The sequence below is a fragment of the Nonomuraea sp. NPDC005650 genome (genome assembly GCF_040605375.1).
Taxonomy (GTDB): Bacteria; Actinomycetota; Actinomycetes; order Streptosporangiales; family Streptosporangiaceae; genus Nonomuraea.
Map to the genome: position 1 here is coordinate 1 of NZ_JBEXCR010000064.1, position 23,754 is coordinate 23,754.

Annotated in this window: 22 protein-coding genes; 11 read left to right on the top strand and 11 right to left on the bottom strand. The window is 70.1% G+C overall.

Annotation, left to right across the window (positions count from 1 at the left end; translation table 11 throughout):
- Positions 1-521: transposase (locus ABZS69_RS59955; RefSeq protein ID WP_355391673.1), on the bottom strand; the 521-nt coding region annotated here is incomplete at its 3' end.
- 102 nt (positions 522-623) lie between these two features.
- Between ABZS69_RS59955 and ABZS69_RS59960 the strand changes: the two genes are divergently transcribed.
- On the top strand, positions 624-917 hold the full coding sequence (locus ABZS69_RS59960) for a hypothetical protein (protein ID WP_355391676.1): 294 nt from the start codon (positions 624-626) through the stop codon (positions 915-917).
- Positions 918-1,899: 982 nt separating this feature from the next.
- Here the strand turns inward: ABZS69_RS59960 and ABZS69_RS59965 are convergent.
- Positions 1,900-3,492: a tyrosine-type recombinase/integrase gene (locus ABZS69_RS59965; RefSeq protein ID WP_355391679.1), complete on the bottom strand. Its 1,593-nt coding sequence runs from the start codon at positions 3,490-3,492 to the stop codon at positions 1,900-1,902.
- Between the two features lie 994 nt (positions 3,493-4,486).
- Here ABZS69_RS59965 and ABZS69_RS59970 point away from each other — a divergent pair.
- The 5 genes from ABZS69_RS59970 (at position 4,487) to ABZS69_RS59990 (ending at position 8,639) form a co-directional block, all read left to right on the top strand.
- Positions 4,487-5,281, top strand: a complete 795-nt coding sequence (locus tag ABZS69_RS59970) for an LLM class flavin-dependent oxidoreductase (protein ID WP_355391682.1) — start codon at positions 4,487-4,489, stop codon at positions 5,279-5,281.
- 650 nt (positions 5,282-5,931) lie between these two features.
- Positions 5,932-6,255 (top strand): hypothetical protein, encoded by a 324-nt coding sequence (locus ABZS69_RS59975; RefSeq protein WP_355391685.1) that lies wholly within the window; start codon positions 5,932-5,934, stop codon positions 6,253-6,255.
- The gene (locus ABZS69_RS59980) at positions 6,252-7,454 is read left to right on the top strand and encodes a M20/M25/M40 family metallo-hydrolase (protein WP_355391688.1); all 1,203 of its coding nucleotides are present in this window, start codon (positions 6,252-6,254) and stop codon (positions 7,452-7,454) included. The genes ABZS69_RS59975 and ABZS69_RS59980 overlap by 4 nt, the downstream gene beginning before the upstream one ends.
- Positions 7,455-7,585: 131 nt before the next feature.
- Positions 7,586-8,347 (top strand): hypothetical protein, encoded by a 762-nt coding sequence (locus ABZS69_RS59985; protein WP_355391691.1) that lies wholly within the window; start codon positions 7,586-7,588, stop codon positions 8,345-8,347.
- Entirely contained in the window at positions 8,298-8,639 is a 342-nt protein-coding gene (locus ABZS69_RS59990; protein WP_355391844.1) for a hypothetical protein, read from the top strand. Before ABZS69_RS59985 ends, ABZS69_RS59990 begins: the two co-directional genes overlap by 50 nt.
- Positions 8,640-8,797: 158 nt before the next feature.
- On the opposite strand, the gene ABZS69_RS59995 is transcribed toward ABZS69_RS59990, so the two are convergent.
- The 8 genes from ABZS69_RS59995 to ABZS69_RS60030 all read right to left on the bottom strand — a co-directional run bounded on the left by ABZS69_RS59995 (position 8,798) and on the right by ABZS69_RS60030 (position 18,312).
- A complete protein-coding gene (locus ABZS69_RS59995; protein WP_355391694.1) occupies positions 8,798-9,058 on the bottom strand; it encodes a hypothetical protein in 261 nt (86 codons plus the stop codon).
- 182 nt (positions 9,059-9,240) lie between these two features.
- Positions 9,241-10,605 (bottom strand): LLM class flavin-dependent oxidoreductase, encoded by a 1,365-nt coding sequence (locus ABZS69_RS60000; RefSeq protein ID WP_355391697.1) that lies wholly within the window; start codon positions 10,603-10,605, stop codon positions 9,241-9,243.
- Complete coding sequence (locus ABZS69_RS60005) at positions 10,602-11,780, bottom strand: SfnB family sulfur acquisition oxidoreductase (protein WP_355391700.1); 1,179 nt, start codon at positions 11,778-11,780, stop codon at positions 10,602-10,604. The genes ABZS69_RS60000 and ABZS69_RS60005 overlap by 4 nt, the downstream gene beginning before the upstream one ends.
- Position 11,781: 1 nt before the next feature.
- Positions 11,782-13,350 carry an ABC transporter ATP-binding protein gene (locus ABZS69_RS60010; protein ID WP_355391703.1) on the bottom strand — a complete coding sequence of 523 codons (1,569 nt, stop codon included), beginning with the start codon at positions 13,348-13,350 and terminating at the stop codon, positions 11,782-11,784.
- On the bottom strand, positions 13,347-14,150 hold the full coding sequence (locus ABZS69_RS60015) for an ABC transporter permease (RefSeq protein WP_355391706.1): 804 nt from the start codon (positions 14,148-14,150) through the stop codon (positions 13,347-13,349). Before ABZS69_RS60015 ends, ABZS69_RS60010 begins: the two co-directional genes overlap by 4 nt.
- Complete coding sequence (locus tag ABZS69_RS60020) at positions 14,147-15,079, bottom strand: ABC transporter permease (protein WP_355391709.1); 933 nt, start codon at positions 15,077-15,079, stop codon at positions 14,147-14,149. The genes ABZS69_RS60015 and ABZS69_RS60020 overlap by 4 nt, the downstream gene beginning before the upstream one ends.
- The gene (locus tag ABZS69_RS60025; RefSeq protein ID WP_355391711.1) at positions 15,076-16,695 is read right to left on the bottom strand and encodes an ABC transporter substrate-binding protein; all 1,620 of its coding nucleotides are present in this window, start codon (positions 16,693-16,695) and stop codon (positions 15,076-15,078) included. Before ABZS69_RS60025 ends, ABZS69_RS60020 begins: the two co-directional genes overlap by 4 nt.
- Positions 16,696-16,698: 3 nt before the next feature.
- Positions 16,699-18,312: an ABC transporter substrate-binding protein gene (locus ABZS69_RS60030; RefSeq protein WP_355391714.1), complete on the bottom strand. Its 1,614-nt coding sequence runs from the start codon at positions 18,310-18,312 to the stop codon at positions 16,699-16,701.
- A gap of 83 nt (positions 18,313-18,395) precedes the next feature.
- Here ABZS69_RS60030 and ABZS69_RS60035 point away from each other — a divergent pair, with 83 nt between their 5' ends.
- From ABZS69_RS60035 to ssuE, 4 genes are read left to right on the top strand one after another with little or no spacing between them, the layout of a single operon-like run.
- The gene (locus ABZS69_RS60035) at positions 18,396-19,577 is read left to right on the top strand and encodes an SfnB family sulfur acquisition oxidoreductase (RefSeq protein WP_355391717.1); all 1,182 of its coding nucleotides are present in this window, start codon (positions 18,396-18,398) and stop codon (positions 19,575-19,577) included.
- An 8-nt stretch (positions 19,578-19,585) separates the two neighbouring features.
- Positions 19,586-20,740 (top strand): LLM class flavin-dependent oxidoreductase, encoded by a 1,155-nt coding sequence (locus ABZS69_RS60040; protein WP_192791839.1) that lies wholly within the window; start codon positions 19,586-19,588, stop codon positions 20,738-20,740.
- Positions 20,737-21,888: an acyl-CoA dehydrogenase family protein gene (locus ABZS69_RS60045; RefSeq protein WP_355391720.1), complete on the top strand. Its 1,152-nt coding sequence runs from the start codon at positions 20,737-20,739 to the stop codon at positions 21,886-21,888. The genes ABZS69_RS60040 and ABZS69_RS60045 overlap by 4 nt, the downstream gene beginning before the upstream one ends.
- 16 nt (positions 21,889-21,904) lie before the next feature.
- Positions 21,905-22,411 (top strand): NADPH-dependent FMN reductase, encoded by a 507-nt coding sequence (gene ssuE, locus ABZS69_RS60050; protein WP_355391723.1) that lies wholly within the window; start codon positions 21,905-21,907, stop codon positions 22,409-22,411.
- Between the two features lie 9 nt (positions 22,412-22,420).
- Here ssuE and ABZS69_RS60055 read toward each other — a convergent pair whose 3' ends face one another.
- Positions 22,421-22,873, bottom strand: coding sequence for a helix-turn-helix domain-containing protein (locus ABZS69_RS60055; RefSeq protein ID WP_355391726.1), 453 nt, complete (start codon positions 22,871-22,873; stop codon positions 22,421-22,423).
- 117 nt (positions 22,874-22,990) lie between these two features.
- On the opposite strand from ABZS69_RS60055, the gene ABZS69_RS60060 reads away from it, so the two are divergent.
- Positions 22,991-23,617 (top strand): lactate utilization protein, encoded by a 627-nt coding sequence (locus tag ABZS69_RS60060; protein ID WP_355391729.1) that lies wholly within the window; start codon positions 22,991-22,993, stop codon positions 23,615-23,617.
- Positions 23,618-23,754: the final 137 nt, after the last annotated feature.

Below are 23,754 nucleotides of genomic sequence, written 5' to 3' on the forward strand. Positions count from 1 at the left end.
TACTCGGCGACGATGGCCTGGCAGATCGTCGAGACCGTCGACTTGGACAGCGCGGCTTCGGGGCCGAGCGCGTCGGCCAGCGCGCCCTCGACGTCACGCGTCGACAGGCCACGCACGTAGGAGGCGATGACCAGCGTCTCGAGGGCGTGGGTGCGGGTGACGCCGGTGCCGAACAGGCGGGAGGCGAACTTCTCGGTGGTGCCGCGCAGCTTGGGCCGGGCCACGGTGATCGGGCCGCTGGTGGTCTTGACGGTGGTCGGGCAGTGGCCATTGCGATGGCCGGGCCGCACCACTGTCTCTTCCGCATCCCCGCTGTTGCCGGCGACGGAGGCGGTGGTGGTGCGCTGGCAACGGGCGCGGCCGAGGAACGCGTCCACCTCGGCCTCGACGGCGGTCTGAATGATCAAGCGGGCACCGAGCCGCGCGGCGTCCTCGATGACCTCGACCAGATCACGATCGGAGGTGAACAGGGCGTCGATCTCGGCACGGATGGCCTGGATAGGCGATACTCGACGGGTCACGAGCGTGGGACCTCTTTCGTGCAGAACTTGGCGGTTCAACACGGAACCTACGCTCGTGATCTATTTACACCGCATCCGGGACGCGACCGTCAACATTCGGAGATGAGCCTCTGGTCAGGAGAGCCGCGCGCTTTCGAGCAGCCACGGCGCCCGGTCGGCCACCAGGCGGCGCAGCGAGCTCAGTTCCCGCAGGCTGTTTCAGCCGAACACCCCGGCCACCCCGTATCCGGCGACGAAGTGGTTCTCCTCCGAATCGCCCTGCAGGATGGCGAGGTCGGCGTGGGCAGGGAAGATACCGTATCCCGGGAGCCTATGGGTGCCAAGAAGTCGGCCATCCTACGCGACCTGCCCGTATTCGTGGATCAGCCCGCCAAGGCGGTCACGTCGGATGATTGACCAAGTCGATGAATCGCTCTGGGTCAGTGATCGGATCCTGTAGGGCTCGAATATTCAATCCGTGCGCCGACCTACAGCCTTTAGCAGGCTTGCCGCTCTTGAGTATTGCCGTCTGAGCGGTTGCTCAAATCTGCTTGAGCAACCGCTTAAACCGGGAAGCTGGAGACCAGCGCGTTCAAAGCCATAGATCGAACGCGACGACTGAAGCATTCGAGCCTCACAGGTTGATGAGCGGCGAGCAGGCGGATGGCTGCTCGGTGGTTGCTCGTACGCGTTCGATCTGCCGCGGGGCTGGGGCCTCGTCACGAAATCCTGACCCTACACAGCGGTGTCGAGATAAGGGACAAATGGGCACATAATGGCGACGGTCAAGAACGTATGGTTGCTCGGTGGTTGCTCGCGTGTACGCGATACGGCGCGGCGTCCACCGTAACTTCCCGGCACGATGACAGGGATGATCTCGGACACAGCGACAGAAAACGTCATCCCGCGACACCGAGCGATACCAATCGAACCGACTCATAATCCGTGGGTCGTGGGTTCAAGTCCCACCCGCCCTACTCTTCAATACCGCGTTCGACCTGGGGTTTCTCGGTTCTCGCCAGCCTCGGCTCTCGTTGTTGATCATGATTGGTTGCTCGGGGGTTGCTCTTGTGTACGGGCCGTGTATCGCGGTAGATCATTAAGGCGGTCACCGTCAACTCAGACCCCAGCGATGACCATCAGAAGATCAAGAGAGAAGGTCTGCGCAGCGTCGCCGGTCAGCGATCGCCTTATGGACGGTCAAGCGTTGTCCAAGCCAGCTCGTCACGCCTACCAGGCCGTTCGTGACCAGCAGATAAAAGGTCCGCTGCTTCTCACGGGGATTCTCTCGGCCCGTTTACAGCGCAGGCCCGGGATCGACTACTGCGCCATCTGCGTGATTGCCGGGATAAAGACGCAGGCCCGCCGGAGGGTCGGCGGGCCTGCTGGGTGCGGTGGTTCAGGTGGTGGCGTCGCCGACCTGGGGCGGCAGCGTGATCAGCCGGGCCGCCCGAGCTCCCCCGGCTGCGGTGCTGACGAGGGCAGCGGTGGACTCCGCCGCGGCCCGGGCCACCTCGGGATAGACGCTGGTGTAGGTGTCGCGAGTGAAGATGGACGAGACGTGGCCAAGGGTCTCCTGCACGACCTTCAGGTCGACCCCGGCAGCGAGCATGAGCGAGGCCGCGCCATGGCGGAGGTCGTGCAGCCGCACCGACGGCAGCCCCACCTGGAAGGCCAACAGGTAGAACCGGTCACTGACCGGCTGCGGATGCAGCGGCCGGCCGATCTCGTCGGTGAAGACGAACCCGCTGTCTATCCACGCCTCGCCCGCGGCCAGCCGCTCGGCGGCTTGACGCTTGCGATGCGCACGCAGCGCGGTGACGGTGTCGGCATCCAACGCGATCGTACGGTCGCTGGCCTCGGTCTTCGGCCTGCCCTGCACCGGCTCCCAACCCAGCTGGGTGATCTGCCAATGCACCCCGGCCGTCCCGGCGGACAGGTCGACGTCCTCCCAGCGCAGCCCGACCGCCTCGCCCCGGCGCAGCCCACGCAAGGCGATCAACCTGTACAGCGCGGACAGCCGGTGCGTGGCCGCCTGGGCGAGGAAGGCGAAGGTGTGCGAGGGCGTCCACACCATCACCGGCGACGGTCGCGGCACGGACGCGTACACTTTGATCATGGTGGCCCGGCTGAGCCGGGCCCCACGCCGCCGCTGCTCGACGTCGAGCCTGTGCTGCAGGTCGCGGTTCCAGGCGGCGACCCGTTCGTCGGTCCACACCAGCGCCTTGGGGCGTTCGGCGTCGGGGAGTTCGACCACCGCGGCCGGGTTGAAGTCGATCAGCCGGTCCTGCTTGATCGCGATGTTCAGCGCGTGCCGCAGGGTGGCCCGGATGCGGTGCATGGTCGCCGGGCCGACCGGCCGTCGGTACCGCACTTTGGCTCGCTCCTCGGGATTGCCGCTGGCGTGGGCGGTGGTGATGACGTCGTTGAACTCCTCGATCGCATCGAACATGCCCGCGACATCGGACACCCGCAGCCGGTCCAGCCGGATATCGCCGAGGTAGGGGGTGAAGTACAGGCGGATGTGCGCCTCGTAGGAGCGGCGGGTGGTGGCGTCGATCTTCCGCTTGCGGCGCAGGAACTCGGCCATCCATTCGGCGACCGTGACGGTGGGGTTGAGGTCTTGGCGGGTGCGGATCTTGCGCCGTACTTCTTCGATCGGCGGCAGCGCCTTGGTGCCGGTGAGCGTGGACAGCATCAGCTCAGCGATCTTCCGCTGGATCTGCGGGTCCTCATCCAGCGCCAGCAGCGCCCGGGCCTGCTCCAGCTCGGCCTCAGCCTCCTCCAGCGTGGCAAAGCCCCGGCGGCGCAGCGGATTACGCCGCCGCCCGTCGGCGTGCGCGGGCAGTTCCAACTGGTAGGCCCACCGCCCGTGGGTGCTGCTCCACCGTTCCCCGCCGCCCGCGCGGCGCAGCTTCGGGCAGGCCTTGCCCAGTCTCCTCCCGGTCGCCTCATCCCGGCAGGAACATGTCTTGAAGGTGGTTCCGTTCATCGTCGCTGTCGCGCCTTTCCTCTTGTTCGCTGACCTCGCGTCGCCGCTTGCTCGACGCCGCACTTCCTGCGGCCCACCCCGCCCCGCCCCGCCCCGCCGAATGCCGTCGATGCGGTATCGCCGAAGCGAAACGCCACCGGCGGCCGTGCTCACTGGGCCAATCGCCGCGCGGCAGCCCCGGGGTGGGGTGTGCCGTGTCTCCGGCCGGATGGTGGCCCCTGCCGGCCGCACAGGCCCATGGGCGGGCTGCAGCGGGACGGTCGGGGCACCGGTTGGCCGGGGCGGTCGGTATCGACGCCCACCTTCACCGCCCGCGTCAAGCGATATCCGCTGGTCACATATCCCGGCCCACGCTCTGGCCGGACGTGGGTGTGCTGGTGCTTGTCCCAGCCGCAGGACGCCGGCCTCCCCCCGAGGACCCCGCTCTGATCGCATGGCGGCAGCCCCAACCGGCGCGGAAGGTATGGCATCGAGATTCGACGAAGTGGCTGGACTGTATGGTCACCATCAGGCGCCCCGATCTGGCGGGCGAACTCATCCCTGTCATTTATTCAAATACCGGCTAGAAAGGACGAGTTAGGACAGTGCGATAGGCCAACTTTTGGTCAAACCGGCATCGGATTCCGTACCAAGCAGCCCGAGCAACCAACTACGGCACACGATTTCGAGCTCTTTGCAAATTGAGGGTGCAGCCGCGGGGCGTGCGGCGATCGCCGAGCCGGGTCGAGCCCGTCGCTGCACTCGACCGCATCCCGGGAATTCGAGGATTCCGGCGTTCTTCCAGCGCGTCCGCCGCTGTGCATGGTCTTGGGAGGTGTTAGCCAACGCACTTGACCTCAACTTTGCTTGAGTTCCTAGCGTGGTCTGCAACTCCGATTCGAACGTTTAGGAGGATCATGATGCGGATCAGCACGACCTTGCCCATGACGCAGGCCGGCGTACCCGACATCGCGATGGCGCGGCACCCCGAGACCTTGGCTATGACTCGATCAGCATGGCTGATCTCATCGTCGGAGATAGGACGCTGGGCTTTGACGCCACACTCGTCCTGGCAGCCGCCGCAACCGTGACCGACAAGATCGGACTGGAGTTCGGCGTGCTCAGCCTCCCGCTGCGCCCTACCGCTTGGGTCGCTACGCAGATCCAAACCCTTCAGCACCTGTCAGGCAACCGAGTCGCCCTTGGCGTCGGGATCGGGGGCTTCCCGGGCTCGCCGTTCTGGCGTGCGGTCGGGGCGCCACTTCAGACCGATGAAGCGTTGCAAGCGTTGCCTGGCCTTATTCGTGGTGAGGCAACGAAGCTGGGCGAGGAGGAGGTCACCCTCGGCCCCGCCGCTCCGGTCCCGCCCATCCTCATCGGCGGGAACTCCAAGGCGGCAATGCGCCGCACCATCCTTCATGGTGACGGTTGGGTACCCTCCTTGATCAGCCCTGCGGCTCCGAGCAAGAAGGTGGTCCAGCTACGCGGGATCGCCCACGAGCTCGGACGCCCGGTCCCGTCGATCTCCGTGGGAGGTCATGCGATTCCCGTCGATGCCCCGGCTGCCATCGAATCTTTCACCCGCGTGCTGGTGGACGTGCATCGCATGGCGCCGGAGGAAGCTGAGGACGTCCCGGTCATCGGCGGCCCGGAGCAGGTTGCGGAACGTCTCCACGCCTACTCGGAGGCTGGAGCCGACATGGTCGGGCTCAGCCTTGACGGCGGGGACTGGACTCGGCAGGCAGAAACATTCGCAGAGGCCAGAGCACAGCTGCGCCGTCCTATCGGCGGCCTCTCCGGCATCCGCTGATGCTTCGGACGGCTGGTATGACGAGGCCAGTTGGGGCTCTGTCACCGTCTCGGCCGACCGCAAGCACATTAAGGTGTGCGATCTCAGCAACGACGGCCGAGCCATCCGGGTCGAGTACGCCACCTCCTACCTGCAAAAGTGGACCTTGGTCGACAGAAACGGCTGCGATGGGGCTGTGGTGCCGATTCCACGTTCTTCAGCCGCATCACGGCCTTCAAGCTCTGTGAGGGCCGCACGTTCGGTTCTTGCCGCCCACCCGTCTGGATCTCCCGGTCCAGCGTGAGGAAGCACCTTGACCGGAGTCGAGGTAGAGCACCAATCCCTCCGGCAGGACCGCGCCGCCATGGCCCTGCCAGATCTGCTTCCCGCGGTCTAAGACGGGAACGACCCTACGCTCGCCTGAGGAGGCTCGGCGTTCACCGCCTCCCCGGGCATGCGCAGGGCAATACTGCCCGCATGACAGATCCGGCTCCCTTCGCCCGCGCGAAGATCCGCACCGGCGACCTCCTCTTCTGCAGCGAGGACATCGCCCTGATCCGCCGCGACCGACCGAACGGCTCTCACAACCGGTGAACGGCACCGCGACGGAGATCTCCAGCAGGAGCAGCTCCTCTGCGCGACAGGCTCTGTACGGGCCGCCACATCACCGGGTGCTCACCGCGCATCTGCTGCGGCTGCTGGAGCTGCGTGATCCCGAAGACCGTAGTCTGGGGGTCAAACGGCTGCATCTGGGGGTTGTGAAGGGCCCGATGGCGCCCGAGCGGTTTTTCGTGGCCAGCGAGCGCCAGGCGGTCGTGCCCATCCCCAGCCTGACCTCGCATGAGGCGTTCGACTCCGGCGTGGAGCTGGGCACGGCCGAGGCACGACGGCTGTTGGACCACGGTCGGCAGGCGTACGCGGCTTCCCGCCGGGTCGAGACACGCCAGCAGGTGAGCGACCTGCCGGTGCTGCGAATGCGAGAGGACCGCCCATGAACGCCACCATGCACACGATCGCGCTCCACGGCGCCCACGACGATCATCAGGCGGTGGTGAAGTTGACCCGCGAGCTGGTGCGCATCCCCAGCCGCGGTGGCGTTGACTCCTACGATCCGGTACTGGACTACACCGCGGCGTGGCTGGCCGGGCACGGCCTGCATCCGCGCCGGCTGACCGAGTCCGGGGCGACGGTCGCGTTGATATGCGAGGTTGCGGGCGCCCACCCTGGCCCCCGCTACGTGCTGGACGCGTGCTTGGACACCGCGCCGTACGGTGACGAGGCGGCCTGGTCGTACCCGCCGGCCTCCGGCGAGATCACCGGTGGGTGGTTGCATGGGCGAGGCAGCGCCGACTCCAAAGCGGGTGCGGCGATCTTCGCGCATGTTCTGGCCAGGCTCCAGCAGGCACGACACGATCTGCATGGCAGTGTGGTGCTGCTGCTGGACGTGGACGAGCACACCGGCAGATTCGGCGGCGCGAAAACCTACTTCGAGGGACCCGCCGCGCCCGACCGTGTAGACGGCGTCATGATCGGCTACCCCGGCATCGACCACCTGGTGATCGGCGGGCGGGGAGTACTGCGCGCCCGCGTGCACGTGCACGGGGTGGCAAGCCATTCCGGTGGCAGCAGAACCACTCCGTCAGCCATCGCCAAGGCCGCCGAACTGGTCAGCGCATTGGGCCAGGTCCCCCTGCCCGCCGGAGACGGGGAAGGATTCCCGCCGGCTGCGAAGCTGACGGTGACTGCGATCCGCGGTGGTGACGGCTATTCGGTCACGCCGGATCTGTGCATACTCAGTGTAGATATACGGCTCACCCCGTCCCTGGACGACAGCGCCGCAGAGGATCTGCTGCGCGGCTGCGTGACCCGGGTGGACGCCGGGTGGCCGGGCACCCAGCCGTCCCACGTGGAGATCACCACCCGCTGGCCGCCGTACCGGCTGAACGACGCGTCGCCGCTGAAGGCCGCGCTGCTGGAGGCGGCCTCGGCCGCCGGGCTGGACACCGAAGCGAAAGTGGCCGGCCCATCGAACATCGGCAACTACCTGGCAGGCCTCGGGATCGAGGCTACCGCCGGGTTCGGCGTCGACTACATCGGGCTCCACGCCACCGACGAACGTGTCCGCCTCGACTCGATCCCGCCGGTCCAAGCCGCCTACCATCACGCGCTGCTCACCCTCCTGCATCCCGCCTGAACTGGGACGACGCGCTCCGCGTCGACAACTGGCCGACAAGTGGCAGACAAGCGGCCACCAACCGGTGCGCTGGTCGGCCGCCATGCTCCGGGCGATGGTGCAAGCAACACCACCATCACCTGGGAGGTCGCGTGGAGCATCGTCCCCCTGATCTGACGATCGGGTTCCCGCGTGAAACGGGACCTGAACGTCGCACCATCTGCACGCCCGCGCTCGCCGCCGACCTGGCGCACGCTGGATTCGGTCTCATCGCCGAGCCCGGTATCGGAGCGGGCGTCGGCATCACCGATGACGCCTACACCGCGGCCGGAGTCCGACTGGCCGGAGCCGACCGGGTGTGGTCGGCGCCGCTGGTGCTGCGTTACAAGTCGCCCGACCCTGCCGATCTGGCTCGCCTCCGTCCGGGACAGCACATCGGCGCGCTCTTCCACGCCGAAGGTGACGCCGACCTGCTGGCCGCTCTGCAGGCGCGCAAGGTGACCGCGTGGAGCTACGAGTTCATGGCCGAGGGCGGCCGCTTCCCGCTCAGCAAGGCCGGCGGGCAGATCGCCGGTATCCAGGCGGTGCTGGCCGGCGCCCAGGCGCTGCAGCACCCGGCCGGGCGCGGCGTCTTGCTCGGCGGCGTGGACGGCGCCGAGGCGGCCCGCATCGTCGTTATCGGCAGCGGCAACGTGGGTGCTGCCGCTGCTCGCACCGCCGCCGCGCTCGGCGCGCAGGTCGTTGTGCTGGCCAGATGCGAAGCCTCACACGTCGACTACGAGCGGAAAGCCCCGGCCGGGGTCCGGGTGCTGGTCAACTGCCGCGACGTACTTGCTGGAACAGTTAAAGGACGCCGACCTGCTGGTGGGCGCGGTCCTGGTCTCCACCTACGACACCTCGCCCATGATCACTGAAGCGGACTTGGGGCTGATGCGGCCCGGCGCGGTCATCGTCGACGCCACCTGCGGCTACGGGCCCGGCTACCTGCCGACCGCGGGGCCGGTCCAGCGGCCTGGCGATGAACCCCGCTTGGTGGGAGGCATCCTCCACATCAAGGTCGACACGTGGCCAGCGCTGGTGCCGGTGACCGCTACCGCCGCCTACACCAGCAACGCTGCCCCATACCTGGTAAGGCTCGCCCGCGTTGTGCTCCTGGGAGAAGAGGACCCGGTCGTCCAGGCCGCGCAGATCTCCCGCGCCGGATAGCTGACGCACCCGGTGCTCCTCCAGCACGCCCGCTTCTACGGGATGCAGCCATGACCGCCACCAGCACCGCCCCCGCCGCCGCCGTTATGGCCGGTCGGGGCCTGGCCGAAAGTGGTTATGAGGAACGGGCCGCCGCCTACGCGGCGGAGATTGCGTCGCTAGCGCCGCCACGCCTGCTGGACGGGCTCCTGCACCCGGGGACGACGGTGGCTGAGATGCCGTCCGGCACAGGCCACTTCCTGCGCGCCTACGCCGCCGCGGGCGCGCGCACGGTCCTTGCGCCAGGGGCGCGCTCGCGTGGTCAGCACCTCCTGCGGCGGCTGGACCAGACCGTTGCCCTTCTTGGTCATGGCAGCGGCGCGGTTCTGCCGGTCCCGGTCGAGCAACATCTCCTGGTTGGTGCCGGAGCCGACAGACACGCGCAGCCCGGCGATGTCGGCGGGTCGTCGGTGGCCGGGGACACCAGCGGGGGGCGAGCCGCCAGCGCTGAAGCCGACGGTGGGCTTGCCGTCGGCGGCGATTCTGGTGCCAGTTCGGGGTGATCAACGAGCAGGCGCGCGGATCGCCGAATACGGCGGTCCGCCCCGACAACCCCGGCCCGTCAACCTCGGCGGTGGGCGGCCCCCGGATGGGTGACGGGCAACCGGTGGACGCCCGGGCCGAGCAGCCGCTCGCGCAGCGTCGAGTCCTCGTAGGAGGTCCGGTAGCGGCCCCTGCGCTGCAGCTCGGGCACGACCAGTTCGATGAAGTCCTCGGCGGTGCCCGGTGACAGGTACTGCATGAGGTTGAACCCGGTCGCGCCGGTCTCGTCGGCCCAGCGTTCGATCTCGTCCGCGACCCGCTCGGGCGTGCCCGCGACGAAGAACGGGCCGCCCTGCCCGATGCGGCCCACGGAGTCGAGCACGTCGCGCACCCGCAGGCCACGGCCGGCCAGCGGGCGCACGGCCCGCTCGGTGAAGTCGCCGCCCCGGGCCACGATGTCGTCGATGAGCTCGTCCGGGTCGTAGGCGGCCAGGTCGATGCCGCTGCCCCGCTGCGCGAGGAAGCCTTCGGGGCGGATGTGCCGCTGCAGGTCGGCGATCTTGGCGTCCACCTCCTGCTGCGTGTGCGCCACGATCACCGACGCGCTGGGGAAGAACGTGATGTGTGAGGGATCGCGGCCGTACGCCGCAGCGCGGCGGCGGGTGTCGGCGATGTCGTCGCGCAGCGCCTCCAGGGACGCGGCGCCGGTGAAGACGGCCTCGGCGTGCCTGGCCGCGAAGTCCTTGCCCCGGTCGGAGTTGCCCGCCTGGTAGAGGACGGGCGTGCGCTGCGGCGACGGCTCCGACAGGTGCGGCCCGGCCACCCTGAAGTGCTTGCCCACGTGGTCGATGGCGTGCACCTTGTCGGGATCGGTGTAGACGTGCCGCTCCCGGTCGCGGACCACGGCGTCATCCTCCCAGCTGCCCTCCCACAGCTTGTAGAGCACCTCCAGGTACTCCTCGGCGATCTCGTAGCGCAGGTCGTGCTCGATCTCGTCGTCGAGCCCGAAGTTACGGGCGGCGCCGCGCAGGTAGGAGGTGACGACGTTCCAGGCGACGCGGCCCTTGGTGAGGTGGTCGAGGGTGGACATGCGGCGGGCATGCGCGAACGGCGGCTCGTACGTGGTCGAGAACGTCACCGCGAACCCCAGGTGCTCGGTCACGGCGGCCATGGCGGGCACCACAAGCAGCGGGTCGTTGGCGGGGATCTGCACGGCCTCCCGGATGGCGGTCTCGGGGCCACCGCGGTAGCGGTCATAGGCGCCCACGACGTCGGCCAGGAAGACGGCGTCGAACAGGCCGCGCTCCAGCAGCCTGGCCAGGTCCGTCCAGTACTCCAGGTCGGTGTAGCGGTGGCGGTTGTTGGCGGGGTGGGTCCACAGGCCGTGCTGGATGTGGCCGACGCAGTTCATCTCGAACAGGTTGAAGTGGATGATGCCGCTCATCTAGGAAAGCTCCCGGGGGCGATGCCGTTGAGGTGGTAGTCGCCGACGTCGTGCACCTTGGCGCGCCGCGGGTCGTGGACGGTGTGGGTGCGGGCGTTGCGCCAGTGCCGGTCCAGGCCGAGCGGGAGCCGAGCGGCGCTGGCCCCGGCCAGCTCGAACCACTCGGCGCTCACCCGGTTGGCGGCGCGGTCGGCCTGCGCGCGGGCGGCGGCCATCGCGACGGCCGCCTCCGCCGCGAGCGCGGGCAGCTCTTCGGGCGGGGCCGATCTGGCCCGGTCCACGGCGTCGCCGGCACTCTCCAGCAGCGCGCGGGCGGCCCTGGTCAGCACGGCCAGCTCGCCGAAGAGCTGTACGACGACCGGGTCCTCGACCACCTTCTCCGCCTGGGCGCCTGGCCAGCCGCCCTTGACGTACCCGCGCAGGAAGGCGGCGGCGTCGGCGAGCGCCCCCTCCGCGATGCCCGTGTCGATGGCCGCGTGGATGAGCAGGCCGAAGCTGCGAAACGTGCTGACGTCATCGCGCCGCACCGGCATGACGCGGTCGGCGGGCACGAACACGTCATGAAGCAGGACGGTGCCGCTGGCCGTGGTGCGCTGGCCGAAGCCGTCCCAGTCGTCCACGACCGTGAGGCCGGGGGTGTCGCGGGGCACGAACGCCACACTGTGCGAGTCCTCGTCGAGCGCGGTCACCGGGATCCAGTGGGCGAACAGCGCCCCGGTCGAGTAGATCTTCCGGCCGGAGATGAGGTAGCCGCCGTCGTGCGGGCGCAGGGTGGCGCGCTCGCGTTCGCCGTCGGGGCCGCGGGCGTCCACCGCGGCGTTGCCGAGGCGGCGCCCGGCGAGGACCTCGGCGTGGAAGAACGCCTGCTGGCCGGGGGTGCCGTGCTCGCGCAGCGAGTCGAGGTACCAGAAGTGGTTCTGGGGGATCTGCCCGATGCTGGCGTCGGCGGCCGACAGCTCCCTGATGACGGAGCCGAGCGTGGCGGTGCGCACCCCGGCGCCGCCGTGCTCGGCGGGGACGGTGATGCCGAGCAGGCCGCTGTCCGACAGCGCCTCGATCTCGGCCACGGGCAGGACGCGCTCGGTGTCACGCCGCGCCGCCCCTGCCCCGAAGCTCGCGGCCAGATCGCGGGCGACCGCGATCGCCTCCTCGTCGGTTTTGATCACATGTGCCATGTCACGCCGCCGCCAGTCTCGGGATCGCCGCCACAAGTTCCTTCGTGTACGGGTGCGCGGGCCCGCGGAAGACCGTCCCGACCGGCCCTTCCTCGACCACGCTCCCGTCCTTCATGACCAGCACCCGGTCGCACAGGTGGTGGACCACGCCCAGGTCGTGGGAGATGAACAGGTAGGCCACGCCCGTCTCCCGCTGCACGTCCTCCAGCAGGTCGAGGACCTGCGCCTGCACCGACACGTCGAGCGCCGAGACCGGCTCGTCGCACACGATCATCGACGGCGACGGGGCCAGGGCCCGCGCGATGGCCACGCGCTGCCGCTGCCCGCCGGACAGCTTCAGCGGCCGGCGCGCCAGGTGCTCCTCGCCGAGCCCCACCAGTTCCAGCAGCTCGACGGAGCGGGCGCGGCGGCGCTCGCGCGGCACGCCCGCCACAGCCAGGGCCTCGGCGAGCACCTTGGCAACGGTGTAGCGGGGGTCGAAGGAGGCGAGGGTGTCCTGGTAGACAACCTGGACATCGCGGCGCAGGCCCGGGTCGTGTCCGGTCCAGGGGCGGCCGTGCACCTCGACCGTGCCGGTGTCGGGCCTGGTGAGCCCGAGGGCGATGCGGGCGGTGGTGGTCTTGCCTGAGCCCGACTCGCCGACGATCCCCAGGGTCTCGCCCGCGCGCAGTTCGAACGACACCCCCTGCACCGCGACCCGGCCGCCGAATGACTTGCCGACGCTGTCGGCTCGCACCACGACCTCGCCGGGGGCGGGGCGCGGGCCCGCGGGGGCGGTGCTGGACAGGCGGGTGCCCTTGGTGTGCTCGGCCGGGATCGCCCGCAACAGGCGCCGGGTGTACCCGTGAGCAGGACGGGTGAGCACCTCGCCGGTCGGCCCCTGCTCGACGATCACTCCGTCCTTCATGACGGCCACCCGGTCGGCCAGCCGGGCCACCACGGCCAGGTCGTGGCTGATCACCAGCAGCGACCTGCCCTCGGCTTTGATCCCGGCCAGCAGGTCCAGCACCTGCGCCTGGATCGTGACGTCCAGGGCCGTGGTGGGCTCGTCCGCGATGACGAGCTCGGGGTCGGCGGCCAGCGCGGCGGCGATCAGCGCGCGCTGCCGCAGCCCGCCCGACAGCTCGTACGGGAGCTGCCCGGCGCGCAGCTCGGGCTCCGGTACGCCGACGGCGGTCAGCAACTCCACCACCCGGGCCCGGCGGCGCGCGCCGGACAGGCCGGTGTGGGCCGTCAGGACCTCCTCGATCTCCTTGCCGACCTTGCGCAGCGGGTCCAGCGAGACCAGGGCGTCCTGGAGCACGAAGCCGATCCGGCCGCCGCGCAGGCGCCGCCAGCCGCGCTCGCGCAGGCGGGTGAGGTCCTGTCCGTCGAAGGTCAGCTCGCCGGCGGCGACGCGAGCGCCGCCTCCGGTGAGGCCGACCAGGGTGCGTGCGGTGACGCTCTTGCCGGAGCCGGACTCCCCTACCAGGGCCAGGCACTCTCCCGCCCCGATCTCGAACGACACCCCGTGCACGACCGGTGTCGCGCCGAAGGCGACGCGCAGGTCGTCCACCTTGACCAGGCTCATCCGGTCCTCCCTTCCGATCGCAATCTGAGTGCCCGGCCGACCACGGTCACGCTGATCACCGTCAGCGTGATCGCCAGGCCGGGGAAGACGCCGTACCACCAGGCCCGCGAGATGAAGTTGCGGGCGGTGGACAGCATGGAGCCCCACTCGGGCTCCGGAGGCGGCGTGCCGAGCCCCAGGAAGCTCAGCGCGGAGCCGGCCACCAGGGCCGTGCCGACGCCGATGGTGGCCAGGACCAGCACCGGCTTGACGGCGTTCGGCAGCACGTGGCGCAGGATCACGCGCGGCCCGGACAGTCCCAGCGCGTACGCCGCCTCGACGTAGCTCGACCGGCGGATGGCCAGCGTCTGAGCGCGGACGAGGCGGGCGTAGGAAGGGATGTTGGCCACGCCGATGGCGAGGATGGCGTTGGCGGTGCCGCCGCCCGCCACGGTGATGACGACGAGTGCGAGCAGCAGTTCGGGGAAGGCCATGCCGACGTCGGACAGGCGCATGATGACGTTCTCGACGAGCCGGTTGCCCAGCCCGGCGGCCAGGCCGAGCAGCCCGCCGAAGACGAGCGCGACGGCGATCGCGCCGAAGCCGAGCAGCAGCGAGGCGCGCGTGCCGTGCACGATGCGGGCCAGCACGTCGCGGCCGTTCTCGTCGGTGCCGAGCAGGTGCGCGGCGCTGGGGGCCTGGAGGGTGGCGCCGCTGTCCACGGCGAGCGGGTCCTGGCCGGTGAACAGGCCCGGCGCCAGCGCGGACAGCACCAGCACAGCCAGGACCGCCGCGGCGAGCCATACGCCGAGCCGGTTCACGCGGCCTCCTTCAGACGGGGGTCGATGACCAGGTAGAGCAGGTCGACCAGGAGGTTGACCAGGACGTAGACCAGCGCGGACAGCAGCACCACGCCGAGCACGAGCGGCAGGTCCTTGGCGTTCACGGCCGAGACGAGCAGGCGGCCGATGCCCTGGCGGGTGAAGAGCGTCTCGGTGACGACGGCGCCGCCGAGCAGCGCGCCCAGCCAGAAGCCGGTCATCGTGACCAGCGGGGTCAAGGCGTGCCGGAGCGCGTGACGCAGCCGCACGGAGGTGTCGCCCAGGCCGCGGGCGCGGGCGCTGACGATGAACGGCTCGTCCAGCACCTCCTCCAGCGCCTCGCGCAGCACGTGGCCGAGCACGCCCGCGATCGGCAACGCCAGGCACAGCGCGGGCAGCACCAGCGAGGCCAGGCCCTGGCCGCCGGTCGAGGGGAACAGTCCCAGACCGAAGGAGAAGACGGTCAGCAGCACGATGCCCAGCCAGAACGTCGGCGTCGAGGCCGCCACCAGCTCCGCCGCCGAAGCCAGACCGCGCCACCGGCGGCGCCCGGCGGTGGCCAGCGCGACCGCGATCGCCAGGAGCAGCCCCGTGACGGCGGCGGCCACGGCCAGCTCCACGGTGGCGGCGGCCTGCTCGCCGATGGCCCGGGTGACCGGGGTGTGCAGGCGGTAGGAGGTGCCGAAGTCGCCGTGCGCGATGCGCCACAGGTGGGCGGCGTACTGCTCGTACCAGGGGCGGTCGAGCCCGTACTCGGCCCTGACCTGGGCGAGCACCTCCGGGGTGGGCGCGGCGCCTTCACCCCCGACGACGGCCTCGGCCGGGTCGCCGGGGGTGAAGTGCACCACCAGGAAGGTCAGGGTCGCCGCACCCCACAACACGCCGACCCCGGCCAGCAGGCGCCATCCGATGAACTTCAGGGTCTTCATTCGTCCAGCCAGGTGTCGTAGAAGTACGGCGACGGGTAGGCGGGCGTGAAGGCCAGGTCGCGGACCTTCTTCTGGTAGGCGACCGGGCGCGGGTCGTCGTAGAAGGGGATGGCGGGGACGAGTTCGAGCAGCCTGGCCTGCGCCTGGTTGTACAGCTCGGCCGGGTCCTCGGTGCCTCTCGCCTTCTCCAGGAGGTCGTCGAGCTTGGAGTCGGACAGGCGGGCGACGTTTTGGCCGCGTCGCTCGGCGGTGGTGATGTTCTTGGAGGAGTACTGGATCCACAGCACGTCGGCCGTGTTCGTGGCCCACAGGCCCGAGGACAGGTCGTAGTCGCCCTTGATCGAGCGGTCCGTGAGCTCCTGCTCGGGCGGCGTCTGGATCTGGATGTCCAGGCCGATCTTCCTGGCCGTGGCCTGCGTCTGCACGGCAATCTGCATGCGCTGGGCCGGGAAGTTCGCCGCGATCGGGAAGTAGGCGGTCAGCCGCTTGCCGTCCTTGAGCCGGATGCCGTCCTTGTCCCTGGCCGTCCAGCCGGCCTCGTCGAGCAGCTTGTTCGCCTTGGCCGGGTCGTAGGCGATGGTGCCGGCCAGGCCCTGGGCGTAGCCGGGCGTGGAGGAGGTGACGAAGCCCTGGGCCACCTGGTACTGGCCGAAGGAGATGCCCTTGATGATGGACTCGCGGTCCACGGCGGCCAGCAGCGCCTGGCGCACCCGGACGTCGTCGAACGGCGGGCGGGCGGTGTTCAGCCAGAACGACATCGGGTGGCCGGGCCGGATCGCGGTGAGGAAGCCGAGATCGGGGTTGGCCTTGACGTCCTCGACGTTCTGCGGCGGGGTGAAGTCGATGGCGTGCACCTCGCCGGCGGCCAGCGCGTTGTAGCGGGTGGCGTCCTCGGCGAGGAAGCGGATCTCCAGCTTCTCCAGGTAGGCGGGGCCGGTGTGCCTGGCGCTCTTCGGGCCCCAGTTGTAGTCGGGGTTGCGGTGGTAGGCGATGCTCTGGCCCTTGGTCCAATTGTCGAAGACGAACGGGCCGGAGCCGATCGGGTGCTCGCAGATGGTCTGCGGTGACTCCTTGATCTGCTTGGGGGAGATCATGCCGAGGTAGCCCTGGGCGAGGATGTCGAGGAAGGGCCGGTACGGCGAGCTCAGGTGCACTTCGAGCGTGTAGTCGTCCACGATCTTCGCGTCCTTGTAGGGCGCGATGTACGAGGCGGCCAGCGGTGACTTGGTCGCCGGGTCGCGCATGTGCTCGAAGTTGACCTTGAGGGCCTCGGCGTTCCAGACCGCCCCGTCATGAAATTTCACGCCCTGGCGGAGATTGAACGTATAGGTCCTGCCGTCGTTGGAGATCTCCCAGCTGTCCGCCAGCCATGGCTGGATCGTCCCGTCCGCGTCGAACCACACCAGCGAGTCGGCCACCGGGACCGTGCTCACCGGGCCGTCGGAGCTGGCGTTGCCGTGCGGGTCGAGGCAGGTCGGCTCCTGCCCGTTCTCGCCCAGGATTAGGGTGCCGCCGGACTTGGGGGTGTTCGTGGTGCCGCCCAAGGTCCCGGCCGCGCTGCCGCATCCGGCGAGCAGCAGCGCGAGGGTGAGGACGGCGAGGGGTGTCTTGGTCATGTGTCAGCTCACCCATGCGTCGTGGAAGGTGACGGCGCCGTAGGCGTAGTCCCAGGTCAGGCCGTGCACCCGTTTCTGCGAGGAGACGAGGCTGGGCCTGTTGTAGAGCGGAATGGCGGGCGCCAGTTGGAGCAGCCGGGCCTGCGCCTTGCCGTAGAGTCCGGCCCGCTGGGCGGGGTCGGTGCTGGCCCTGGCCTCTTCGAGCAGTTTGTCGAGGTCGTCGTCGGAGAGCCTGGTGGTGTTCTGGCCGCGCCGCTCGGCGGTGGTGATGTTCTTGGAGGAGTACTGGATCCAGAGCACGTCGGCGGTGTTCGTGGTCCAGATGCCGACGGACACGTCGAAGTCGCCCTTGCCGGTGCGGTCCTGGGACTCCTGCGCCGTGACGTTCTCGATCTTGATTTCGATGCCCGCCTTGGCGGCGGCGGCCTGGGTCTGGACCAGGATCTGCGTGTTCTGCGGGTTCACGCCCGTGTCGAGGGCGACGGCGGTCAGGCGCTTGCCGTCCTTGAGCCGGATGCCGTCCTTGTCCTTCTGCATCCAGCCGGCCTCGTCGAGGAGTTGTGCAGCCTTGGCGGGGTCGTAGGAGATCTGGCCCGCCTGGGCGTGGTCGGGGGTGGAGGGGGTGACGAAGCCCGTGGCCACACTCCACTGTCCGAAGGAGACGCTGTCGATGATGGCCTTGCGGTCCACGGCCAGCGTGAGCGCCTGGCGTACCTTCTGGTCGCCGAACGGGGCGCGGCCGGTGTTGAGCCAGACCGAGAACGGGTGTCCCGGCCGGTCGATGGTGGTGAAGGCGAGGTCGGGGTTGGCTTTGACGTCCTCGGCGCTGGTCGGCGGGGTGTTGTCGATCACATTGACCTCGCCGGCGAGCAGCGCGTTGTAGCGGGTCGCGTCCTCGGCCAGGAAGCGGATCTCCAGACCGTCCAGGTACGCGGGACCCGTGCGGCCGGTCGGCCCCCACGCGTAGCGGGGATTCTTGCGGTAGGTGATGCTCTGCCCCTTGGCCCACTTGCCGAAGACGAACGGGCCGGAGCCGATCGGGTGCTCGCAGGTGCTCGCCGGGTCCTCCTTGAGCTGCTTGGGCGAGATCATGGCCAGGTACGACTGCGCGAGCACGTTCAGGAACGCCGAGTACGGCGAGCTCAGGCGCACTTCCAAGGTGTGCTCGTCCACGACCTTCGCGTCCTTGTACGGCGCGATGTACGAGGCGGCCAGCGGCGACTTGGTCGCCGGGTCGCGCATGTGCTCCAGGTTGAGCTTCAGTGCCTCGGCGTTCCAGGCCGACCCGTCGTGGAACGTCACGCCGTTCCGGAGAGTGAAGGTGTAGGTCAGGCCGTCGTCGGAGATCTTCCAGGCGGAGGCCAGCCAGGGCTTCAGGTTGCCCTCGGCGTCCTGCCACAGCAGGGAGTCGAAGATCGGGCGGCCCACGACCGTGGTGTTCGTGGTGGACAGCTGGTGGGGGTCGAGGCAGGCGGGCTCGTCGGCGTTCTCCCCGAGCACGAGCGTGCCTCCGGACTTCGGGCCGGCGTCGCCGACGACCGGTTGCGGCGTGGCGTCAGCGCCGCAACCGGCCACCAGCAGGGCCGTGACGAGCAGCATTGTGAAGCGGGTCAGCATGGGGGTCCTTAAACAGGTATTGCCTACCTGCATTGCAGGGATTACGGTGAACCATAACGTAACACGCAGAACGGACGAAACACATGACCCACGTGATCGCCGGCGACGCCGAGGCGCTTGCGGCGGCGCGCGAGCTCGCCGCCGGGTTCGCGGCGGAGGCGTCGGCCCGCGACGCCGAACGCCGCCTGCCGGAGCCCGAGCTCGACAGGCTGTCGGCCAGCGGTCTGCTCGCCATCACCGTGCCGCGCGCGTACGGCGGTGCCGACGTGAGCGCGCGCACCCTCGCCGAGGTGTTCCGGCTGCTGGCCGCGGCCGACCCGAACCTCGCGCAGATCCCGCACAGCCACTTCGTCTACGTCAACGTCCTGCGGCAGCAGGGCACGGACATGCAGCGCAAGTTCTTCTTCGGCGAGGTGCTGGACGGCAGACGCTTCGGCAACGCGCAGTCCGAGGCGGGCACCAAGCACGTCCAGGACTACCGGACCTCACTGACCACCGCCCCCGCAGGGGGCTTCCTGCTGAACGGCATCAAGCACTACAGCACGGGCGCGCTGTTCGCGCACTGGATCCCGGTGCTGGCACGGCGGGAGGACCGGACGCTGCACGTGGCGTACGTGCCGCGAGACGCCCCCGGCCTGACCGTCGTGGACGACTGGGACGGCATGGGCCAGCGCACCACCGCCAGCGGCACGGTCCGGCTGGAGGACGTGCGCGTGCCCGAGGACCGGGTGGTGCCGCACCACCTCACGTTCACCGGTCCGCAGCTCCACGGGGCGTACGCCCAGCTCCTGCACGCCGCGATCGACGTGGGCATCGCAGGCGGAGCGCTGGAGGAGGCGCTGGAGTTCGTCCGGACCAAGGCCAGGCCGTGGTTCGAGAGCGGTCAGGACCGCGCGGCCGACGATCCGCTCGTCATCCAGCGAGCCGGCGAGCTTGTCGTCAAGGTACGCGCCGCCGAGGCACTGCTCGACCGGGCCGCACAGGCCGTGGACGCCGCCCGGGACGACCTGACCGACGAGACGGCCGCCGCCGCCTCCATCGCCGTGGCCGCGGCCAAGGCGTTCGCCGACCCGGTGGCTGTGGAGCTGGGCGGCGCGATCTTCGAGCTGGGCGGCACCCGGTCCAGCCTCGACAGGCTCAACCTGCACCGCCACTGGCGCAACGCTCGCACCCATACCCTGCACGACCCGGCTCGCTGGAAGCTCCAGCACATCGGCCGCTACGTGCTCAACGGCCAGCTTCCGCCCCGGCACGGCCTGCTCTAGGAGAGACGATGACTTTGACGTTCCACTGGTTCCTGCCCACGTACGGCGACAGCCGCGACGTCGTGGGCGGTGGCCACGGGCTCCCGGCGGGCGCGGCGTCCGGCGCCCGCCCCGCGACCCTGTCCTACCTGCGCCAGATCGTGCACGCGGCCGAACAGGTCGGCTTCGTCGGCGCGCTGACGCCCACCGGCGCGTGGTGCGAGGACGCGTGGCTGACCACCGCGATGCTGGCCGACACCACCGAGCGGCTGAAGTTCCTGGTGGCCTTCCGCCCCGGGCTGGTCTCCCCCACGCTGGCCGCGCAGATGGCGGCCACCTTCCAGTGGCACTCGCGGGGGCGGCTGCTGCTGAACGTGGTGACGGGCGGGGAGAGCCACGAGCAGCGCGCGTACGGCGACTTCCTGGACAAGGACGCCCGCTACGCGCGTACCGACGAGTTCCTGCAGGTGGTACGGGCGCTGTGGCGGGGCGAGACGGTGAGCCTGTCCGGTGATCATCTCCAGGTCGAGGACGCCCGGCTCAACCGGCTGCCCGATCCGGTGCCCGACGTGTACTTCGGCGGCTCCTCTCCCGCCGCGGGCCGGGTGGCCGCGCGGCACGTGGACGCCTACCTCACCTGGGGCGAGCCGCCGGACGCCGTGGCCCGGAAGATCGCGTGGGTGAACGGGCTGGCCGCCGCCGAGGGCCGCACGCTCAGGCACGGCATCAGGCTGCACGTCATCACCCGCGACACCAGCGAGCAGGCGTGGGCGCAGGCGCGCAGACTGCTCGACGGCATCGACCAGGCGACTCTGGAGAAGGTGCAGGCCGGCCTGGGCCGTAGCGAGTCCGAGGGGCAGAAGCGCATGCTGGCCCTGCACGGCGGCAGGCGCGACGACCTGGAGATCTACCCGAACCTGTGGGCGGGCGTCGGCCTGGTGCGCGGCGGGGCGGGCACGGCGCTGGTCGGCAGCCACGCCGAGGTCGCCGACCGCATCGAGGAGTACCACCGGCTCGGGCTCACCGAGTTCGTGCTGTCCGGTTATCCACACCTGGAGGAGGCGTACTGGTTCGGCGAAGGCGTCCTTCCCATACTGCGCGAGCGCGGCCTGTGGCGGCATCCCGCGGAGCCGGCGTCCGCCGAACCGGCCTCGATCCCGTTCGCCACGGCGGGAGCGCAGTGAGCACGCTGACGGAGCTGCGGCGGCGCGCCGCCGAGCTGCTTCCCGAGCTGGCGGCCGGGGCCGGGCAGCGGGAGCTCGCCCGCGAGCTCCCAAAGGGTGAAATCCGCGCCCTGGCCGCCGCGGGCCTGCTCACCTTCCGCATTCCCACCTCGTACGGCGGAGGCGGCTCCAGCGTGGCCGAGGTGTTCGACTTCCTCATCTCCCTGGCCGCCGCCGACTCCAACATCGCCCAGGCGGTCCGCCCCGGCTTCGGCCGGGTCGAGCACCTGCTCACCGCCTCCGAGCAGGAACGCGAACGCTGGTTCCCGCGCTTCCTGGCCGGGGACGTGTTCGGCAACGCGGGCTGGGAGATCGGCGGCGCCAGCGGGGAGGTGCGCACCCGCATCGACCGCGACGGCGTCGTGAACGGCAGCAAGTACTACAGCACAGGCGCGCTGTACGCGGACTGGGTCAGCGCGTCCGCCGTGGACGACTCCGGCGAGCGGGTGTTCTTCACGCTGCCGCGCGACCGGGAGGGGTTGGAACTGCTCGACGACTTCGACGGGATCGGGCAGCGGCTCACGGCCAGCGGCACGACCCGGCTGAACGGGGTCAAGGTGCTGCAGGAGGAGATCGCCGAACGTCCCGGGAACGGCGCCCGCTCCCCCGTCAGCGCGTTCATGCAGCTCTACCTGGCCGCCGTGCTCGCCGGGATCGCGCGGGGCGCCCTGACCGACGCCGTCGCCTTCACCCGCGAGCGCGCCCGCCCCATCCAGCACAGCAGCGCCGCCCGCTCCGTGGACGACCCGTACGTGCGCCACGCCGTCGGCGAGATCGCCGCCCGCGCCTACGCCGCCGAATCCGCGGTCCTGCGGGCCGCCGTCACGATCGACCGGGCCTGGGGCGGCGACCTGGAGCCTGGCCTGCTCACAGACGCGGCCGTCGAGGTGGCCCAGGCGCAGTTCGTCGCCGCGGAGTCGGCGCTGAAGGCCGCCGAGCTGCTGTTCGACGTGGGCGGCGGCTCCGCGGTCGCGCGCCGCCACAACCTCGACCGGCACTGGCGCAACGCCAGGACCGTCGCCAACCACAACCCCCGCGCCTGGAAGGCCGCCGTGGTCGGCGCCTACCACCTCACCGGCACGCAGCCGCCGCTGAACGGCCTGTTCTGAAAGGGATTCCTCCGTCATGACCCCCGTGCTTCTGATTTCGGGCAGCCCCTCCGCGACCTCCCGCACCGGACGACTCCTCGACCACGTGGCCGAGCTCCTGAACGGCGCGGTCTCCCTGCTACACCTACGCGACCTGCCCGCCGAGCCGCTCCTGCTCGGCCGCGACCATCCGGACATCGTGGCGGCGGAGCGCTCCGTGGCCGAAGCCGACGTGATCGTCCTGGCCACGCCCATCTACAAGGCCGCCTACACCGGCCTGGTCAAGGCCTTCCTCGACGGGCTGCCGCAGAAGGCGTTCGCCGGCAAGACCGTGGTGCCCATCGCCACCGGGGGCACGCAGGCGCATCTGCTGGCGGTGGACTACGCACTGCGTCCGGTGCTCAGCGTGCTGGGGGCGCGGCACGTGACGCGGGGGCTGTTCGTGCTGGACACGCAGATCACCCCGCTGGCCGAGGAGCTGCGGCCCCGGCTTCGCGAGCTGGCCGACGAGGTGAACGCGGTCCCGCTGCGCGCGGTCGCCTGACGCCGTTCGTCACCCGGGATCTTGGGCGAGGGGCAGCGGGCCCTGGGCCAGGCCGAGCCGCACTTCGGGCGGGCGCCGGGCATCGTAGCGGCCGCGGGCGCCCTCGATGTCGTCGTGGTGCTCCACGGCCCAGTCGACCAGTCCCCAGACGCGCTCGAGCAACGTGCGGCCGAGCGGCGTCAGCTCGTAGTCGACGCGAGGCGGCACCTCGGCGTAGACGCTGCGCGTGGCCAGCCCATCGCGTTCGAGCAGGCGCAGGGTGGCGGTCAGCATGCGCTGGCTGATACCGGGAACGGCTCGCCTGAGCTCGTTGAAGCGGCGCGGGCCGGCTCCGAGCTCGTTGACGACCGACAGGGTCCACTTGTCCCCCACGCGGTTCAGGATGTCGCGGACCTGGCAGGTCATCTCGTCGCGCGCCTTGAGCACGGAGCTCGCGCCGCTGGCGGGTCTGTCGACGTGCAAGGGTTCCCTCCACTTCACTGAGGCAGGAAAAAGTGCCTACTTCCGGTAGGGATTCAGCGTTACTCAGAATGGTGCCGGTTACCAGTCGGAACCACCTCTCATCTCAGGGGATACATCATGTCCGTGCAAACTGTCGTGCCCGACGAGACGTTCGCCGCCCCCGCGCCCGCCACGCAACTGGACCGCGCGACCGCCGCGTTGCGCGACAACGGCTTCATCGTGCACGTCGTGGACAGCGCCGCCGAGGCCCGCGAGCTCGTCACCGGGCTGATCCCCGGCGACGAGAGCGTCTTCACCACGTCCAGCGAGACTCTCCGGCTGTCCGGCATCGCCGCCGACCTCGACGAGTCGGGCCGGTTCGCCTCCGTCCGGGCCGCAGCCGAGGACCCCAAGGGAGACGTGCAGGCTGTCATCCGCCTCGGCGCCACGGCCGAGTACGTCGTGGGCAGCGTGCACGCGGTGACGGAGGAGGGCCACCTGGTCATCGCCTCGGCCAGCGGCAGCCAGCTCGCGCCGTACGCGTCGGGGGCGCGCAAGGTCGTCTGGGTGGCCGGCGCCCAGAAGGTGGTGCCGGACCTGGAGACGGCGCTGCGGCGGGTCCGCTCCTACAGCCTGCCGCGCGAGCACCGGCGCCTCCAGGAGTTCAGGCAGTCATCGTTCATCGGCAAAATCCTCATCGTGGAGCGCGAGGCCCTGCCGGAGCGGGCCACGGTCGTGCTCGTGCGTGAGCCGATCGGGTTCTGAGCGCGCACGGCGGCCCGGCCAGGATCCGACGATCAGCGGATCCTGGCCATCGCTCCGGTGACGGGCGCACCGGGACGTCACCGACGCCCGGCTACGTATATCCGATATAGCTAGTAGGAAATGTTGACTTTAGGCGA

What these genes read in the sequence shown, in the direction of transcription:
- ABZS69_RS59960 (WP_355391676.1), top strand. Translation starts at nt 624, where the DNA reads ATGAGCCTCTGGTCAGGAGAGCCGCGCGCTTTCGAGCAGCCACGGCGC.
- ABZS69_RS59965 (WP_355391679.1), bottom strand. Translation starts at nt 3,492, where the DNA reads ATGAACGGAACCACCTTCAAGACATGTTCCTGCCGGGATGAGGCGACC.
- ABZS69_RS59970 (WP_355391682.1), top strand. Translation starts at nt 4,487, where the DNA reads ATGGCTGATCTCATCGTCGGAGATAGGACGCTGGGCTTTGACGCCACA.
- ABZS69_RS59980 (WP_355391688.1), top strand. Translation starts at nt 6,252, where the DNA reads ATGAACGCCACCATGCACACGATCGCGCTCCACGGCGCCCACGACGAT.
- ABZS69_RS60000 (WP_355391697.1), bottom strand. Translation starts at nt 10,605, where the DNA reads ATGAGCGGCATCATCCACTTCAACCTGTTCGAGATGAACTGCGTCGGC.
- ABZS69_RS60005 (WP_355391700.1), bottom strand. Translation starts at nt 11,780, where the DNA reads ATGGCACATGTGATCAAAACCGACGAGGAGGCGATCGCGGTCGCCCGC.
- ABZS69_RS60010 (WP_355391703.1), bottom strand. Translation starts at nt 13,350, where the DNA reads ATGAGCCTGGTCAAGGTGGACGACCTGCGCGTCGCCTTCGGCGCGACA.
- ABZS69_RS60020 (WP_355391709.1), bottom strand. Translation starts at nt 15,079, where the DNA reads ATGAAGACCCTGAAGTTCATCGGATGGCGCCTGCTGGCCGGGGTCGGC.
- ABZS69_RS60025 (WP_355391711.1), bottom strand. Translation starts at nt 16,695, where the DNA reads ATGACCAAGACACCCCTCGCCGTCCTCACCCTCGCGCTGCTGCTCGCC.
- ABZS69_RS60030 (WP_355391714.1), bottom strand. Translation starts at nt 18,312, where the DNA reads ATGCTGACCCGCTTCACAATGCTGCTCGTCACGGCCCTGCTGGTGGCC.
- ABZS69_RS60035 (WP_355391717.1), top strand. Translation starts at nt 18,396, where the DNA reads ATGACCCACGTGATCGCCGGCGACGCCGAGGCGCTTGCGGCGGCGCGC.
- ABZS69_RS60040 (WP_192791839.1), top strand. Translation starts at nt 19,586, where the DNA reads ATGACTTTGACGTTCCACTGGTTCCTGCCCACGTACGGCGACAGCCGC.
- ssuE (WP_355391723.1), top strand. Translation starts at nt 21,905, where the DNA reads ATGACCCCCGTGCTTCTGATTTCGGGCAGCCCCTCCGCGACCTCCCGC.
- ABZS69_RS60060 (WP_355391729.1), top strand. Translation starts at nt 22,991, where the DNA reads ATGTCCGTGCAAACTGTCGTGCCCGACGAGACGTTCGCCGCCCCCGCG.